At 74.5% G+C, this 17,150-nt stretch carries 12 protein-coding genes; all 12 read left to right on the top strand.

The window, feature by feature from the left end; translation table 11 throughout:
- Positions 1-8 precede the first annotated feature (8 nt).
- The 12 genes from BN1555_RS24880 to cobC all read left to right on the top strand — a co-directional run bounded on the left by BN1555_RS24880 (position 9) and on the right by cobC (position 16,976).
- Positions 9-1,580, top strand: coding sequence for a cobyric acid synthase (locus tag BN1555_RS24880; protein ID WP_093803623.1), 1,572 nt, complete (start codon positions 9-11; stop codon positions 1,578-1,580).
- Complete coding sequence (gene cobN / locus BN1555_RS24875) at positions 1,577-5,269, top strand: cobaltochelatase subunit CobN (protein ID WP_093801458.1); 3,693 nt, start codon at positions 1,577-1,579, stop codon at positions 5,267-5,269. Before BN1555_RS24880 ends, cobN begins: the two co-directional genes overlap by 4 nt.
- A gap of 55 nt (positions 5,270-5,324) precedes the next feature.
- Entirely contained in the window at positions 5,325-7,367 is a 2,043-nt protein-coding gene (locus BN1555_RS24870; protein WP_093801457.1) for a putative cobaltochelatase, read from the top strand.
- Positions 7,367-7,966, top strand: a complete 600-nt coding sequence (gene cobO, locus BN1555_RS24865) for a cob(I)yrinic acid a,c-diamide adenosyltransferase (RefSeq protein ID WP_093801456.1) — start codon at positions 7,367-7,369, stop codon at positions 7,964-7,966. The genes BN1555_RS24870 and cobO overlap by 1 nt, the downstream gene beginning before the upstream one ends.
- Positions 7,960-9,336, top strand: coding sequence for a cobyrinic acid a,c-diamide synthase CobB (locus tag BN1555_RS24860; protein WP_093801455.1), 1,377 nt, complete (start codon positions 7,960-7,962; stop codon positions 9,334-9,336). The genes cobO and BN1555_RS24860 overlap by 7 nt, the downstream gene beginning before the upstream one ends.
- Complete coding sequence (cobI, locus tag BN1555_RS24855) at positions 9,333-10,085, top strand: precorrin-2 C(20)-methyltransferase (protein ID WP_093801454.1); 753 nt, start codon at positions 9,333-9,335, stop codon at positions 10,083-10,085. The genes BN1555_RS24860 and cobI overlap by 4 nt, the downstream gene beginning before the upstream one ends.
- A gap of 279 nt (positions 10,086-10,364) precedes the next feature.
- Complete coding sequence (cobM, locus tag BN1555_RS24850; RefSeq protein WP_093801453.1) at positions 10,365-11,219, top strand: precorrin-4 C(11)-methyltransferase; 855 nt, start codon at positions 10,365-10,367, stop codon at positions 11,217-11,219.
- On the top strand, positions 11,216-12,490 hold the full coding sequence (gene cbiE / locus BN1555_RS24845; protein WP_093801452.1) for a precorrin-6y C5,15-methyltransferase (decarboxylating) subunit CbiE: 1,275 nt from the start codon (positions 11,216-11,218) through the stop codon (positions 12,488-12,490). Before cobM ends, cbiE begins: the two co-directional genes overlap by 4 nt.
- Positions 12,487-14,424 (top strand): precorrin-3B C(17)-methyltransferase, encoded by a 1,938-nt coding sequence (gene cobJ / locus BN1555_RS24840; RefSeq protein WP_093801451.1) that lies wholly within the window; start codon positions 12,487-12,489, stop codon positions 14,422-14,424. The genes cbiE and cobJ overlap by 4 nt, the downstream gene beginning before the upstream one ends.
- Positions 14,424-15,032: a precorrin-8X methylmutase gene (locus tag BN1555_RS24835; RefSeq protein WP_093801450.1), complete on the top strand. Its 609-nt coding sequence runs from the start codon at positions 14,424-14,426 to the stop codon at positions 15,030-15,032. Before cobJ ends, BN1555_RS24835 begins: the two co-directional genes overlap by 1 nt.
- Positions 15,029-15,934, top strand: a complete 906-nt coding sequence (locus tag BN1555_RS24830; RefSeq protein WP_093801449.1) for a sirohydrochlorin chelatase — start codon at positions 15,029-15,031, stop codon at positions 15,932-15,934. The genes BN1555_RS24835 and BN1555_RS24830 overlap by 4 nt, the downstream gene beginning before the upstream one ends.
- Positions 15,918-16,976 (top strand): Rv2231c family histidinol phosphate aminotransferase CobC, encoded by a 1,059-nt coding sequence (gene cobC, locus BN1555_RS24825; protein WP_093801448.1) that lies wholly within the window; start codon positions 15,918-15,920, stop codon positions 16,974-16,976. The genes BN1555_RS24830 and cobC overlap by 17 nt, the downstream gene beginning before the upstream one ends.
- Positions 16,977-17,150: the final 174 nt, after the last annotated feature.

The following is a 17,150-nucleotide window of genomic DNA, read 5'->3' as shown; positions in this document are numbered from 1 at the left end:
GCGGTTCACTGGGGGGCGGTCTGCTCGTCGCGGGGACCACGTCCGACGCCGGCAAGAGCGTCGTGACGGCCGGGATCTGCCGGTGGCTCGTACGCAAGGGTGTGAAGGTCGCGCCGTTCAAGGCGCAGAACATGTCGCTGAACTCGTTCGTGACGCGCGAAGGCGCGGAGATCGGGCGGGCGCAGGCCATGCAGGCGCAGGCGGCGCGGGTGGAGCCGACGGCGCTCATGAACCCCGTGCTGCTCAAGCCCGGCAGTGACCGCAGCAGTCAGGTGGTGCTGCTGGGCAAGCCGGTGGGCGAGATGAGCGCGCGCGGGTTCTTCGGGGGGCCCGGGCCCGCGGCGCGGCAGCAATCAGGCGCCGTGGCCCCCGGGAAAGTGCCGCACGGGGGGCACCGGGAAGCGCTGCTCGGCACCGTGACGGACTGTCTGCGCGAGTTGCGGGGCACGTATGACGCCGTGATCTGCGAGGGGGCGGGCAGTCCGGCCGAGATCAATCTGCGGCGTACCGACATCGTGAACATGGGCATCGCGCGAGCCGCCCGCTTCCCGGTGGTCGTCGTCGGCGACATCGACCGGGGCGGGGTCTTCGCTTCCTTCTTCGGTACGACCGCGCTGCTCGGCCGGGAGGACCAGGAGCTGGTGGCGGGCTACCTGGTCAACAAGTTCCGCGGTGACGTCTCGCTGCTCGAACCCGGGCTGGACATGCTGGAGGGGCTGACCGGGCGGCGTACGTACGGCGTGCTGCCCTTCGCGCACGGCCTCGGTATCGACGAGGAGGACGGGCTGCGGGTCTCGTTGCGGGGAGCCGTGCGGGAGTCGGTCGTCGCGCCGCCGGTCGGGGAGGACGTGCTGCGGGTCGCCGTGTGCGCCGTGCCGCTGATGTCGAACTTCACGGATGTCGACGCACTCGCCGCGGAACCGGGGGTCGTCGTCCGGTTCGTGGACCGGGCGGAGGAGCTCGTCGACGCCGACCTGGTGATCGTGCCGGGCACGCGCGGGACCGTGAGGGCCCTGGAGTGGCTGCGCGAGCGCGGGCTGGCCGGCGCGCTGGCGCGGCGGGCGGCGGAAGGCCGTCCCGTGCTGGGCATCTGTGGCGGCTTCCAGCTGCTGGGCGAGCGCATCGAGGACGACGTCGAGTCGAAGGCCGGAACGGTGGACGGGCTCGGGCTGCTGCCGGTCCGGGTGCGGTTCGCCGTCGGGAAGACACTGGCGCGGCCGGTCGGGACGGCTCTCGGCGAGCCCGTGGAGGGGTACGAGATCCACCACGGGGTCGCGGAAGTAGGGGGCGGTGCTCCCTTCTTGGACGGCTGCCGGGTGGGGGCGGTCTGGGGCACCCACTGGCACGGCTCGCTGGAGAGCGACGCGTTCCGGCGCGCCTTCCTGCGCGAGGTCGCGGCTGCCGCGGGGCGTCGCTTCGTGCCGGCGCCGGACACCTCGTTCGGGGCACTGCGCGAGGAGCAGCTCGACCGCCTCGGCGACCTGATCGAAGAACACGCGGATACGGACGCGCTGATGCGGCTCATCGAGTCGGGCGCGCCCTCAGGACTTCCCTTCATCGCACCTGGAGCGCCCGCATGAGCACTGAACACACCGAGAACGCCGAGAACGCCGAGAGCACCGTGCTGTTGTTGTCCACCGCCGATACGGACCTGCTGGCGGCCCGTGCCTCCGGCGCCCCGTACCGCATCGGCAACCCGACCCGTATCGACGCGGCCACCGAACTGCCCGCGCTGATCGAGGGCGCCTCCGTCGCCGTCGTGCGGCTGCTCGGCGGCAAGCGCGCCTGGGAGGACGGGCTTGCCGTCCTGAAGGCGTCCGGGATACCGACCGTCCTGCTGGGCGGTGAGACCGTGCCCGACGCGGAACTGATGGCCGAGTCGTCCGTACCGGCGGGTGTCGTCGCCGAGGCGCTGCGCTACCTCGTCGAGGGCGGGCCCGGGAACCTCGTCGAGCTGGCCAGGTTCCTGTCCGACACCGTGCTGCTGACGGGCGTGGGCTTCGCCGAGCCGCAGAAGATGCCCGAGTGGGGTGTCCACGGCGACGGCTCGCGTGCGTACGACGAGGGGCGCCCGACGGTCGGTGTGCTCTTCTACCGCGCCCACGAGCTGTCCGGGAACACGTCCTTCGTCGACGTGCTGTGCGACCAGATCGAGGCGAAGGGCGCCAACGCCCTCCCCGTGTACTGCGGTTCGCTGCGCAGCGCCGACCCCGAGCTGTACCGGGAGCTCGGCAGGGCCGACGCGCTGGTCGCGACGGTCCTCGCGGCGGGCGGCACGCGCGCGAGCGACGCCTCGGCCGGCGGTGACGACGAGGCGTGGGACATCGGCGCGCTCGCCGACCTCGACGTGCCCGTCCTGCAAGGGCTGTGCCTTACGTCGTCGCGCGCCGCCTGGGAGGCGTCGGACGCGGCGCTGTCGCCGATGGACGCGGCGATGCAGGTGGCCATCCCGGAGTTCGACGGGCGGCTCGTCACCGTGCCCTTCTCCTTCAAGGAGCAGGGCGAGGGGGACGTTCCCGTGTACGTCGCCGATCCCGAGCGCGCCGCGCGCGTCGCCGGCATCGCCGTACGCCACGCCAGGCTGTCCCACAAGCCGAACAAGGACAAGCGCCTCGCGCTCGTCTTCACGGCGTACCCGACGAAGCACTCGCGCGTCGGCAACGCGGTGGGCCTCGACACGCCCGCCTCCGCGATCCGGGTGCTCGACGCGCTGCGCGACGCGGGGTACGCCGTCGAGGGCCACCCGGACAACGGCGACGAGCTGATCCACCGGCTCATCAACGCCGGTGGCCACGACGTGGAGTGGCTGACCGAGGAGCAGCTGGCGGCGGCGCCCGCGCGCGTACCCCTCGCGGACTACCGGGCGTGGTTCGACAAGCTGGAGCCGGAACTGCGCGACGGGATGCTGGAGCACTGGGGCGAGGCGCCCGGGCAGCTGTACGTCGACGGGGACGAGATCGTGCTCGCGTCGCTCCAGTTCGGCAACGTCGTCGTGATGATCCAGCCGCCGCGCGGCTTCGGCGAGAACCCGATCGCGATCTACCACGACCCGGACATGCCGCCGTCGCACCACTACATGGCGGCGTACCGCTGGCTGGAGAACAGCTTCGGCGCGGACGCGATCGTGCACATGGGCAAGCACGGCACGATGGAGTGGCTGCCGGGCAAGGGCCTCGGCCTGTCGGCGGGCTGCGGGCCCGACGCGGTGCTGGGTGAGCTGCCGCTGGTCTACCCGTTCATCGTGAACGACCCGGGCGAGGGCACGCAGGCCAAGCGGCGCGGGCACGCGACCGTCGTGGACCACCTGGTGCCGCCGATGGCGCGGGCGGACACGTACGGCGACCTGGCGAAGCTGGAGCAGCTGCTGGACGAGTACGCGCTGGTGAGCGACCTCGACCCGGCGAAGGCCCCCGCCGTACGGGCGCAGATCTGGACGCTGGTGACGGCGGCGCAGCTCCACCACGACCTGCATCTCGACGAGCAGCCGGACGACGACGACTTCGACGAGTTCGTCATGCACATCGACGGCTACCTGTGTGAGATCAAGGACGTGCAGATCCGCGACGGCCTGCACGTGCTGGGCGGCGGCCCGGAGGCCGAGGCCCGGGTCAACCTGGTGCTGGCCGTGCTGCGCGCCTCGCAGGTGTGGGGCGGCAAGGCCAACGCGCTGCCGGGGCTGCGCGCCTGCCTGGCCGAGCACTTCGGGCTGGCCGAGAAGGAGCTGCTGGGCGAGCCGGGCGCGGCGGTCAAGGTGGCGGACGGGCTGACCGCGCTGGTCGACGGTCCGGCCCGGACCGGCGCCGACGCGATCGACCTGCTGGAGCAGCTGTGCCGGCGGCTCGCGGAGGGCATGGAGGACCGGCGCTGGGACGCGGCGGAGGTCGCCGGCCTGGTGACCGAGGTGCTGGGCACCGAACTGCCGGACGCGGTGGCCGTGCTGCGGTTCGCGTGCGACGAGGTCGTGCCGAGGCTGGCCCGTACGACGGACGAGATCGGCAACATCCTGCACGCGCTGGACGGCGGTTACGTGCCGGCCGGGCCTTCCGGGTCGCCGACGCGCGGTCTGGTCAACGTGCTGCCGACCGGGCGCAACTTCTACTCCGTCGACCCGAAGGCGATCCCGTCGCGGCTGTCGTGGGAGGTCGGGCAGGCGCTCGCCGACTCGCTGGTCGCGCGGTACCTGACGGACACCGGCGACTACCCGAAGTCGGTGGGCCTGACGGTCTGGGGCACGTCGGCGATGCGCACCCAGGGCGACGACATCGCGGAGATCCTGGCGCTGCTGGGCTGCCGTCCGGTGTGGGACGACGCGTCGCGGCGCGTGACCGGCTTCGAGATCGTGCCGCTGGACGAGCTGGGGCGGCCGCGCATCGACGTGACGGTGCGGATCTCCGGCTTCTTCCGCGACGCGTTCCCGCACGTGGTGGGGCTCATCGACGACGCGGTACGGGCCGTCGCCGAGCTGGACGAGCCCTCCGACCGCAACTTCGTACGCGCGCACGCCGACGAGGACACCGCCGAGCACGGCGACCGGCGGCGCGCGACGGCCCGCATCTTCGGCTCCAAGCCCGGGGCGTACGGGGCCGGTCTGCTGCCGCTGATCGACGCGCGGAACTGGCGCTCGGACGCGGACCTGGCCGAGGTGTACGCGGTGTGGGGCGGATACGCGTACGGGCGCGGCCTGGAGGGGAAGGCCGCGCGCGGCGACATGGAGACGGCGTTCCGGCGGATCGCGGTGGCCGCGAAGAACGTCGACACGCGCGAGCACGACCTGGTCGACGCGGACGACTACTTCCAGTACCACGGCGGCATGGTCGCCATGGTGCGGCACCTGACGGGTGAGTCGCCCGAGGCGTACGTGGGCGACAGCGCGACCCCCGACCAGGTGAAGACCCGGACGCTGGGCGAGGAGACGCACCGGGTGTTCCGGGCGCGCGTGGTCAACCCCCGCTGGATGGCGGCCATGCGCAGGCACGGCTACAAGGGGGCCTTCGAGATGGCCGCCACGGTGGACTACCTCTTCGGGTACGACGCGACCGCGGGCGTGGTCGACGACTGGATGTACGAGAAGTTGTCGAGCGAGTACGTCTTCGACCCGGAGAACCGGGACTTCATGAAGAAGTCCAACCCGTGGGCGCTCAGGGGCATCACGGAGCGGTTGCTGGAGGCCGCCGAACGGGGACTGTGGGCGGAGCCGGACCAGGAAACCCTGGACCGGTTGCGCGCCACCTACCTGGAGCTCGAAGGCGACCTGGAAGGTGACGCGTGAGCGGGCCGGAGTGCGTTCCCGATGCCCTGAACCAGCTTGATGCGGAGGTTTCCTCGTGAGTACGCCGTACCCCTTCACCGCGATCGTCGGGCAGGACGACCTGCGGCTCGGCCTGCTGCTGAACGCCGTCTCGCCCGCCGTCGGCGGTGTGCTCGTGCGCGGCGAGAAGGGCACCGCCAAGTCGACCGCCGTGCGCGCCCTGGCGGCGCTGATGCCGGAGGTGGCCGTGGTCGCCGGGTGCAGGTTCTCCTGCGACCCCGGGTCCCCCGACCCGGCGTGCCCGGACGGGCCGCACGAGGCGGGGGGCGGTGTGTCGCGCCCGGCGCGGACGGTCGAGCTGCCCGTCGGCGCCTCCGAGGACCGGCTGGTCGGCGCGCTCGACATCGAGCGGGCGCTGGCCGAGGGCGTGAAGGCGTTCGAGCCGGGCCTGCTCGCCGACGCCCATCGCGGGATCCTGTACGTCGATGAAGTGAACCTGCTGCACGACCACTTGGTCGACCTGCTGCTGGACGCCGCCGCCATGGGCGCGTCGTACGTCGAGCGGGAAGGGGTGTCCGTACGGCACGCCGCGCGCTTCCTGCTCGTCGGGACCATGAACCCCGAAGAGGGCGAACTGCGGCCGCAGTTGCTGGACCGGTTCGGGCTGACCGTGGAGGTGTCCGCCTCCCGGGAGACCGATCAGCGGGTGGAGGTCGTACGGCGCAGGCTCGCGTACGACGACGATCCCGCCGCCTTCGCCGCGCGGTGGGCCGGCGAGGAGGCCGCGCTGCGCGCCCGGATCGTGGCCGCGCGGGCGCTGCTGCCCGAAGTGCGGCTCGGTGACGGCGCGTTGCGGCAGATCGCCGCCACCTGTGCGGCCTTCGAGGTCGACGGGATGCGGGCGGACATCGTGATGGCCCGTACGGCGACCGCGCTGGCGGCCTGGGCGGGGCGCACCGACGTGCTCGCCGAGGACGTACGGCAGGCCGCGCTGCTCGCGCTGCCGCACCGGCGGCGGCGCAATCCCTTCGACGCGCCGGGTCTGGACGAGGACAAGCTCGACGACACGCTGGAGCAGAACAGCGGGCCGGACGACGACGATCCGGATCCGGACGGGCCCGGCGGGGGCGGGCAGCCGCCTCAGGGCGACGGCGACGGCGACGGCGACGGCGACGGCGACGGCGACAATTCGTCCGACGCGCCGGACCAGGGCCAGCCCGGTGAGGCCGAGCCGGAGGCCGGCGAGGGGCAGCCGGCTCCTGCCGGGTCCGGCGGCGAGCAGGCGGCCGCGCGGGCCGGGGAGCCGTTCCGTACGAAGACGCTGAGCGTGCCGGGGCTGGGCGAGGGGGCGGCCGGGCGCCGGTCCCGTGCGCGCACCGAGCACGGTCGTACGACCGGGGCCCGGCGGCCGCAAGGGGCGCTCACCAAACTGCACCTGGCGGCGACCGTGCAGGCCGCCGCGCCGCACCAGCGGGCGCGCGGGCGCAGTGGGCGCGGGCTGGTCGTACGGCGGGACGATCTGCGGCAGGCGACGCGGGAGGGGCGCGAGGGGAACCTCGTGCTGTTCGTCGTGGACGCCTCCGGGTCGATGGCGGCCCGGCAGCGGATGAGCGCGGTGAAGGGCGCCGTGCTGTCGCTGCTGCTCGACGCCTACCAGCGGCGGGACAAGGTCGGGATGGTGACGTTCCGGGGGAAGGACGCGGAGCTGGTGCTTCCGCCCACCTCGTCCGTCGACGCGGCCGCCGTCCGGCTGGAGACGCTGCCGACCGGTGGGCGTACGCCGCTGTCCGCGGGGCTGCTGAAGGCACACGACGTGCTGCGGGTGGAGCGGTTGCGGGATCCCTCGCGGCGTCCGCTGCTGGTGGTCGTGACCGACGGACGGGCGACGGGCGGCCCCGAGCCGCTGGCTCTGGCGGCGCGCGCGGCCCGGCTGCACGAGGTGGAGGGCGTCGCCTCGGTGGTCGTCGACTGCGAGTCCGGGCCGGTGCGGCTCGGGCTGGCCGGTGAGCTGGCGCGGGATCTGGGCGGCACGGCCGTCACGCTCGACGAACTGCGGGCCGACAGCATCGCCGGGCTCGTCAAGAACGTACAGGGAACGAACAGCAGGAGGGCAGCCTGATGCCACAGGGACAGCCGAGCGTCGTGCCGGACGACGGTCTCACCACGCGCCAGCGGCGCAACCGGCCGCTCGTCGTCGTGCACACGGGGGTGGGCAAGGGCAAGTCGACCGCCGCCTTCGGGCTGGCGCTGCGCGCCTGGAACCAGGGGTGGCCGATCGGGGTGTTCCAGTTCGTCAAGTCGGCGAAGTGGAAGGTCGGCGAGGAGAACGCGCTGAAGGTGCTGGGCGCCAGTGGCGAGGGCGGGTCCGTCGCCTGGCACAAGATGGGCGAGGGCTGGTCCTGGGTCCAGCGCGACGCGCAGCTCGACAACGAGGCGGCGGCGCGCGAGGGGTGGGAGCAGGTCAAGCGGGACCTGGCCGCCGAGACGTACAAGCTCTACGTGCTCGACGAGTTCGCGTACCCGATGCACTGGGGCTGGGTGGACACCGACGAGGTGGTCGAGGTGCTGCGCGACCGGCCCGGGACCCAGCACGTCGTGATCACCGGGCGCAACGCCCCGGAGAAGCTCGTCGAGGCCGCCGACCTGGTGACGGACATGTCGAAGGTCAAGCACCCGATGGACGCGGGCCAGAAGGGGCAGCGGGGCATCGAGTGGTAGCACGTCTCGTCGTCGCCGCTCCGTCGTCGGGCAGTGGGAAGACCACGGTCGCGACCGGGCTGATGGCCGCCTTCGCGGCGGCCGGGCTCGCCGTGTCGCCGCACAAGGTGGGGCCCGACTACATCGACCCCGGGTACCACGCGCTGGCCACCGGCCGGCCGGGGCGGAACCTCGACGCGTACCTGTGCGGTACGGAGCTGATCGCGCCGCTCTTCGCGCACGGTGCGGCCGGGTGCGACGTCGCCGTCGTCGAGGGCGTGATGGGGATGTACGACGGTGCTTCCGGGCAGGGCGAACTGGCGTCCACCGCGCAGATCGCGAAGGTGCTGCGGGCTCCGGTGGTGCTCGTCGTCGACGCCTCGTCGCAGTCGCGGTCGGTGGCGGCGCTGGTGCACGGGTTCGCGTCCTGGGATCCGGAGGTGCGGATCGGGGGCGTGATCCTGAACAAGGTGGGGTCCGCGCGGCACGAGGAGTTGCTGCGGGAGGCGCTGGACGAGTCGGGGGTGCCGGTGCTGGGCGCGCTGCGGCGGGCCCAGCAGGTGCGGACGCCCTCGCGCCACCTCGGTCTGGTGCCGGTGGCCGAGCGGCGGGCGGAGGCGGTCGACGCGGTCGCGGCGCTGGCGGAGCAGGTGCGGGCGGGCTGTGACCTGGACGCGTTGCTGGCCCTGGCGCGCAGCGCGCCGCAGCTCGGCGTGGACGCGTGGGACGCGGCGGAGGAGGTCGCGGGCGCGGCGGGCGGGCGGCAGGCGAGCGGGCGGCCGACGGGCGGGCGGCCGGTGGTCGCCGTCGCGTCCGGGGCCGCGTTCACCTTCTCGTACGCCGAACACGGCGAACTGCTCCGCGCCGCCGGCGCCGAGGTCGTGCCGTTCGACCCGCTCCGGGACGAGCGGCTGCCCGAGGGGACGCGCGGTCTCGTCATCGGCGGCGGGTTTCCCGAGGTGTACGCACCTGAGCTGTCCGGTAACGAGCCGTTGCGCAGGGCCGTTGCCGGACTGGCCTCGTCCGGGGCGCCCGTCGCCGCCGAGTGCGCCGGGCTGCTCTACCTCTCGCGGTCCCTCGACGGACAGCCCATGTGCGGCGTTCTCGACGGAGAGGCGCGGATGTCGCAGCGGCTGACGCTGGGGTACCGCGAGGCGGTCGCGGTCTCCGAGAGCTCGCTGGCCGCCGTCGGGACCCGGCTGCGGGGACACGAGTTCCACCGGACGGTGATCGAGCCCGCGGCGGGTCCGGCCCCCGCCTGGGGGATGCACCTGCCCGAGCGGCGGGTCGAAGGGTTCGTACAACAGGGTGTGCACGCGAGTTACCTGCACACCCACTGGGCCGCCGAGCCGGGCATGGCCAAGAGATTCGTCGAGAGGTGTGCGGAATGAGCGGGACGAGCGGGACGAGCACGAAACTGACCGGTGTCGGTGTCGGGCCCGGCGATCCCGAGCTGGTGACCGTGAAGGGCGTCAATGCCCTGCGGGACGCGGCTGTCGTGGTCGTTCCCGTGATGGACAGCGGCGAACGCGGGCGTGCCGAGGCGACCGTGCTGCATTACGTCGATGCGGCGAAGGTCGTCCGGGTCGTCTTCGCGCTCAACGAGCGCGAGGACCGGTCGCGGCGCGAGGCCGCCTGGGACGCGGCCGGGGCGCGGGTCGCCGAACTGCTGCGGGCGCACGGCTCGGTGGCGTTCGCGACGATCGGTGACCCCAACGTCTACTCGACGTTCACGTATCTCGCGCAGACGATCAGCGGCCTGGTGCCGGGGACCGACGTGGTGACCGTGCCGGGCATCACCGCCATGCAGGATCTGGCCGCCCGCAGCGGGGCCGTGCTGACGGAGGGGACCGAGCCGCTGACGCTCGTTCCCGTGACCGCCGGGGCCGCCGTGCTCAAGGAGGCCCTGGAGGGGCCCGGGACGGTCGTGGCGTACAAGTTCGGCCGGCTCGCGGGCGAGGTGGCGACCGCGCTGCGCGAGACGGGACGTACCGAGGACGCGGTGTGGGGATCGGCGCTCGGGCTGCCCGGGGAATCGATCCGGCCCGCCGCCGAGCTGGAGGAGGACGGGGCTCTGCCGTACCTCTCCACGCTCATCGCGCCCGCGCGGCGTGACGGCGGTCGCGGGGGCAAGTTGTGAGCCCGGTGCGCGAGGCCCGCCACCGGCCGGACGAGGGCCGCGCCGGTCGCGGTTCCGTCCGCCGGGCGGTGACCGGCCGTCGCCGCCGCTGCCGTCGGCCCGGCCCGGGGCACGCGCCCCTCGCCCGCGCCGGGCGCGACGAACACCGTCATGCGCTCTTGCCGGTCGATTGACCTCCTGCCGCTCGATTGCCTGCCCCTGCCGCGCCCATCCGTGATCGCGCCCGTCTTCACCCCCTGACTCCCCTGAACCCCGTAAATCCCGAGAGGACCCCCACTCATGGCCGATGCCCCCACCGGCAAGGTGACCTTCGTCGGCGCCGGGCCCGGTGCCGCCGACCTGCTGACCTTCCGTGCCGCGCGCGCCATCGCCGACGCCGACGTCGTGATCTGGGCGGCGAGCCTCGTACAGGCCGAGATCCTGGAGCACGCGCGTGAGGGCGCCGAGATCCTCGACTCCGCCGCGATGTCCCTGGAGGACGTCGTCGCGGTGTACGAGCGGGCGCTGCGGGACGGGCTGAAGGTGGCCCGCGTGCACTCCGGCGACCCCGCCCTGTGGGGCGGTACGCAGGAGCAGGTCGACCGGTGTGCGGAACTCGGCCTGGACGTCGAGATCGTGCCGGGCGTCTCGTCGTTCTCGGCGGTCGCCGCGATCGCGCAGCGCGAGCTGACGATCCCCGAGGTCGCGCAGTCCGTGATCCTGACCCGTCTGGGCGGCGGCAAGACGCCGATGCCGCCCGGTGAGGAGGTGCGGGAGTTCGCGCGGCACGGCACGACGATGGCGGTCTTCCTGTCGGCCGCCCGGTCCGGGCAGCTGACGGCGGAGCTGCTGGAGGGCGGCTATCCGACGGACACGCCGGTCGTCATCGCGTACCAGGTCACCTGGCCGGAGGAGTTGGTGCTGCGGTGCACCGTCGCCACGCTGGAGGAGACCGTGAAGGAGCACAAGCTCTGGAAGCACACGCTCTTCCTGGTGGGCCCGGCGCTCTCCGCGTCCGGTACGCGCTCGCACCTCTACCACCCCGGTCACTTCCACGGGTTCCGGCGGGCCGACCGCACCGCGCGGGCGGCGCTGCGCGCTGCGCAGAAGTCCGCGGACGTGAGTGGAGTGAGCGCGGAGAAGTCCGGGTCATGATCACTGTTGTCGGTACGGGAACGGGCGCGCCCCTGGCCCCCGACGCCCGTACGGCGCTGGACGCCGCCGGGCTCGTCGTCGGGGGCCGGCGCCATCTGGACGCCGCCGGACTGCCCGACGGCGTGACCCGGGTGGTGCTCGGGCCGCTCGCGCCCGCGCTGGACGCGGTCGCGGAGCACCTGGCCGGGCGGGCGGACCGCGCGGACGCCGGGGTCGTGGTGCTGGCCTCCGGGGATCCCGGTTTCTTCGGGATCGTACGGGCGCTGGCCGAGCGGTTCGGGGCGGACGCGCTGGACGTACGCCCGGGGACGCCCTCCGTCGCGGTCGCGTTCGCGCGGCTCGGGCTGCCGTGGGACGACGCGGTCGTCGTCAGCGCGCACGGGCGGGAGCTGCGGACCGCCGTGAACGTGTGCCGTGCGCACCCCAAGACGGCCGTCCTGACCGGGCCCGGCGCCGGGCCCGCCGAGCTGGGCGCCGCCCTGGCCCGTACCGGCATTCCGCGCACCCTCGTCGTCGCGTCCGCGCTCGGCGATCCCGCCGGGGGCGAGAGCGTCGAGCGCCTCTCCCCCGGCGAGGCGGCGGCGCGCGACTGGCCGGCGGCGGTCAGCGTCGTCGTGTGCCTGGACGAGTCGCGGGCGCTGGCGCCGGCGCAGCGGACGGTCGCGGGGCGGGGCGGCGGGCCCGGCCGGTGGGCGCTGCCCGAGGCCGCGTTCGAACACCGCGACTCGATGATCACGAAGTTCGAGGTACGGGCGCTGGCGCTCGCCCGGCTCGGCCCGCGCCTGGGCGACCTGGTGTGGGACGTCGGGGCGGGATCGGGGTCCGTGGCGGTGGAGTGCGCGCGGCTGGGGGCGGCCGCGGTGGCCGTGGAGAAGACCTCCGACGGTGTGGAGCGCGTCCGGGCGAACGCCGCCGCGCACGGGGTCGACGTGCAGACCGTGCACGGCGCGGCGCCGACGGTGCTGTCCCGGCTGCCCGATCCCGACGCGGTGTTCGTCGGCGGCGGCGGCGGCGAGCTGCCCGCCATCGTCGCGGCGTGCGCGCGGCGGGCCCGGCGCACGGTCGTGGTCGCGCTGGCGGCGCTCGACCGGGTGCCGGCGGTACGGGCGGCGCTCGCGTCCGCCGGGTTCGAACCCGAGGGCGTACTGCTGCAGTCGTCGCGGCTCGCGCCGCTGCCCGGGGACGTGACCCGGCTCGCGGCCGCCAACCCTGTCTTTCTGCTGTGGGGCCACCGCCCCGCGGAACCGGCAAGTGAAGGAGCAGTTCAGTGATCGGCCTCATCTCCGCCACGGCGGCAGGCGCCGTGGCCCGCGACCGGCTGGCCGCGGCCTGGCCCGGCCGTACGCAGGTGTACGACGGCCCGGTGCGGGAGGCGGTCGGGCGCGCCTTCGCGGAGTGCGAGCAGTTGGTGTGCTTCCTCGCGACGGGCGCGGTCGTCCGGCTGGTCGCCCCGCTCCTCGCGGACAAGGCGTCCGACCCGGGTGTCGTCTGCGTCGACGAGGCGCAGCGCCACGCGGTGTCGCTCCTGGGCGGCCACGGCGGCGGCGCGAACGAACTGGCGCTCGCCGTGTCGGGGGTGCTGGGCTGCGCCCCGGTGATCACGACGGCGACGGACGCCACGGACGTGCCGGGCCTGGACACGCTGGGCTGGCCCGTCGAGGGCGCCACGGCCGCCGTGACCCGGGCGGTCCTGGACGGCGAACCGGTCACGCTGGCGGCGGACGCGGTGTGGCCGCTGCCGCCGCTGCCGGCGAATGTGGCGCCGGCGGACGCGGCGGCGGGTGACGGCCGGACGCCGGGCGCCGACGACGCGGGGCTCACCGGGGCCGGGGACGCAGAGCGGGCCGACGGCGCGGAGTTCGCCGGAGCCGGGGCGGAGGTGGGCATGGCCGAGGCGGCCGCTGCCGCCGCCGTGCCCGTGGGAGGGCTGCCCGGCGCCATGGCCGCGACCGTCGCGGCCGGCGTCCTCGCGGAGGCGGCCTCGGCCGCTGCCGGGCCCGCGGAAGAGCGGGGGCCCGCCGTGCTGCGCGTCACCGACCGGCTCGTCGGCATCGGGGACCGGGAGGTCGTGCTGCGGCCACCGTCCCTGGTGGTCGGCGTGGGAGCCAGCAGGGGCGCCTCCGCCGACGAGGTGTCCGGGCTCGTCGAGGAGACGCTGGCGGACGCCGGGCTCTCGGTGCGGTCCGTCGCCGCGCTCGCGACCGTCGACGCCAAGGCCGACGAGGCCGGGATCGTGGAGGCGGCGGCCCGGCTCGGGGTGCCGCTGGAGACGTACGCCGCCGAGGAGCTGGCCCGTATCGACGTGCCGAACCCCTCGGGGGCTCCGCTCGCCGCCGTCGGGACGCCCTCCGTGGCGGAGGCCGCGGCGCTCGCCGGCGGGGGCGAACTCCTCGTACCGAAGCGGAAGTCGGCCCCCGAGGGGCGGGCGGCGATGGCCACCTGCGCCGTCGTGCGCAGACGGCCGCGCGGACGGCTCGCGGTCGTCGGGCTCGGGCCCGGCGCCCGCGATCTGCTGACGCCGCGCGCCCGTGAGGAGATCCGGCGGGCCTCGGTGCTCGTCGGGCTCGACCAGTACGTCGACCAGATCCGCGACCTGCTGCGGCCGGGGACGCGCGTCCTGGAGTCGGGGCTGGGCGCCGAGGAGGAGCGGGCCCGTACCGCCGTCGCCGAGGCCCGCGCCGGGCACGCGGTCGCGCTGATCGGGTCGGGGGACGCGGGCGTGTACGCCATGGCGTCGCCCGCGCTGGCCGAGGCGAGCGACGACATCGACGTCGTCGGCGTACCGGGGGTGACGGCGGCGCTCGCCGCCGCCGCGATCCTGGGCGCCCCGCTCGGCCACGACCACGTCTCGATCAGCCTCTCCGACCTGCACACGCCCTGGGAGGTCATCGAGCGGCGCGTACGGGCCGCGGCGGAGGCCGACATCGTCGTGACGTTCTACAACCCCCGCAGCCGGGGCCGTGACTGGCAGCTCCCCAAGGCGCTGTCGATCCTCGCGGAGCACCGCGAACCCACGACGCCCGTCGGTGTCGTACGCAACGCCTCGCGCCCGGACGGCACGAGCCGCCTCACCACGCTCGCCGCGCTCGACCCGGCGACCGTCGACATGATGACCGTCGTGGTCGTCGGCAACACCGCCGCCCGCGAGATCGCGGGCCGCATGGTGACGCCGCGCGGCTACCGCTGGCAGACGGAGGGTTCGTGATGACGACGAACACCACGAAGACCACGGACAGGATCGTCCACCCCATCGAGCGGGAGTCCTTCCGGCGCCTGCGCTCGCGCCTCGACACGTCGCACTTCGCGCCGCTGACGCGGGCCGTCGTGGAGCGGGTCATCCACTCCGCGGCGGATCTGGAGTACGCCACCGACCTGGTCTGCGACGAGCGCACGCTGGAGACCGCGCACGCCGCGCTGCACGCCGGTGCGCCGGTCGTCGTGGACGTGGAGATGGTCGCGGCGGGGATCACCCGGCGCGAGACCGTGTGCCGGTTGAAGGAGGCGAAGGCGGGCCCGGACCTGACCCGCAGCGCCCACGCGATCAGACTGGCGTACGAGCAGGTCGGGCCCGGCGCCCTGTGGGTGATCGGCTGTGCGCCCACCGCACTGGAGGAGCTGCTGCTCCTGGACGCCGAGCCCGCGCTCGTCATCGGGCTGCCCGTCGGCTTCGTCGGGGCGGCCGAGTCCAAGGCGGCGCTGCGCGAGAGCGGACTGCCGGCCGTCAGCAATGTTTCGGAGAAGGGTGGTTCGGCGGTCGCAGCGGCCGCGCTGAACGCCCTGCTCTACACCCCCCTCACCAAGGAGAAAGCGTGACCACCGCGCCCGCACTGCTCATCGCCGGCCACGGCACCCGCGACGACGCCGGAGCCGGAGCGTTCCGCGACTTCGTCGAGGAACTGGGCAGGCGTCACCCCGGACTGCCCGTCGCCGGCGGTTTCATCGAGCTGTCCCCGCCGCCGCTCGGCGACGCCGTCGCCGGTCTGGTCGAGCGGGGCGTCACGCGCTTCGCGGCCGTTCCCCTGATGCTGGTCTCCGCGGGGCACGCCAAGGGCGACATACCGGCGGCGCTGACCCGCGAGAAGGAGCGCCACCCCGGGATCTCGTACACCTACGGCCGCCCGCTCGGTCCGCACCCGGGCCTGCTGGCCGTGCTGGAGCGGCGGGTCGACGAGGTGCTCGGTGACCTGGACCGCTCCGAGGTGACCGTGTTGCTCGTGGGGCGCGGCTCCACCGACCCGGACGCCAATGCCGAGGTGCACAAGGCGGCGCGACTGTTCTGGGAGGGACGCGGGTACGCGGGGGTGGAAACCGCGTTCGTCTCACTCGCCGCGCCCGACGTGCCGAGCGGACTCGACCGCTGCACGAAGCTGGGGGCCAAGCACATCGTGGTCCTGCCGTACTTCCTCTTCACCGGGATCCTGCCGGACCGGGTGCGGCAGCAGACGCGGGACTGGGCCGGGGCGCACCCGGAGACCGGGGTGCGTTCGGCCGATGTGATCGGCCCCACCGAGGAGTTGATGGACCTCGTGATGGAGCGTTACCAGGAAGCCGTCAAGGGCGACCTGCGCATGAACTGCGACTCCTGCGTCTACCGCATCGCCCTGCCCGGCTTCGAGGACAAGGTGGGGGCGCCGCAGCAGCCGCACTTCCACCCCGACGACGACGGACACGGCCACGGACACGGGCACGGGCACCACCATGCGCACGCCCACTGACACCACTCACGACCTGCGTCACCACGGGGACGCCGAGGTCCGCGGGGGTGATCTGACCGACCTCGCGGTCAACGTACGGGCGGACACTCCCCCGGCCTGGCTCAAGGCCCGCGTCGCCGCGTCCCTGGACACACTCGCGGCCTACCCGGACGGACGGGCCGCGCGCGCGGCGGTGGCGCGGCGGCACGGGCTGCCGGTGGAGCGGGTGCTGCTGACGGCGGGCGCCGCGGAGGCGTTCGTGCTGCTCGCTCGCGCGCTCGCGGTGCGCCGGCCCGTCGTCGTGCACCCGCAGTTCACGGAGCCGGAGGCGGCGCTGCGTGACGCGGGGCACGAGGTCGGGCGGGTGCTGCTGCGCGAGGAGGACGGCTTCCGGCTGGATCCGGCGGCCGTCCCCGAGGACGCCGACCTGGTGGTGATCGGCAACCCGACCAACCCCACGTCCGTGCTCCACCCGGCGGAGGCCGTCGCCCGGCTCGCGCGTCCGGGACGGACGCTGGTGGTCGACGAGGCGTTCATGGACGCGGTGCCGGGCGAGCCGCAGGCGCTGGCGGGGCGTACGGACGTACCCGGCCTGGTGGTGCTGCGCAGCCTCACCAAGACGTGGGGCCTCGCCGGACTGCGCATCGGATACGTCCTGGCCGACCCGGAGACGGTCGCGGCGCTGGAGCGGGCGCAGCCGCTGTGGCCGGTGTCGACGCCGGCGCTGACCGCCGCGGAGGCGTGCGTGGCGCCGGCAGCGCTCGCGGAGGCGACGCGGGCGGCGCGGCAGGTGGCCGCCGACCGGACGCATCTGCTGGCCGGTCTGGCGGAGTTCGAGGAGGTGCGGGTGGTGGAGGCGGCCGAGGGCCCCTTCGTCCTCGTACGGATGGAACGGGCCGACGAGGTACGGCTGCGCCTGCGGGGGCTGGGCTTCGCGGTGCGGCGGGGGGACACGTTCCCGGGGCTCGGGCCGCAGTGGCTGCGGCTCGCGGTGCGCGACCGGGCCACGACCGGCCGGTTCCTCCAGGCGCTGGACCAGGCGCTGACGCTGGTCGCGCACTGACCCGACCGGCCCCTGCCCCGGCCCCGACGCCCCGCGGACACGCCCCCGCCCGCCGGGCGGGCTCGGCACCGCCGTGTGCGGCGGCTTTCAGCCCGTTCGGCGGGCGGGGCCCGGGAAGCGGGGGCCGGGGGCGAGAGGACAGGCAGGGGCCCGGGGTCAGGGGTCAGAGGTCAG

The sequence above is a fragment of the Streptomyces sp. Wb2n-11 genome (assembly GCF_001049855.1).
GTDB lineage: Bacteria > Actinomycetota > Actinomycetes > Streptomycetales > Streptomycetaceae > Streptomyces > Streptomyces altiplanensis.
This window is presented reverse-complemented; position numbering and strand designations above follow the sequence as displayed.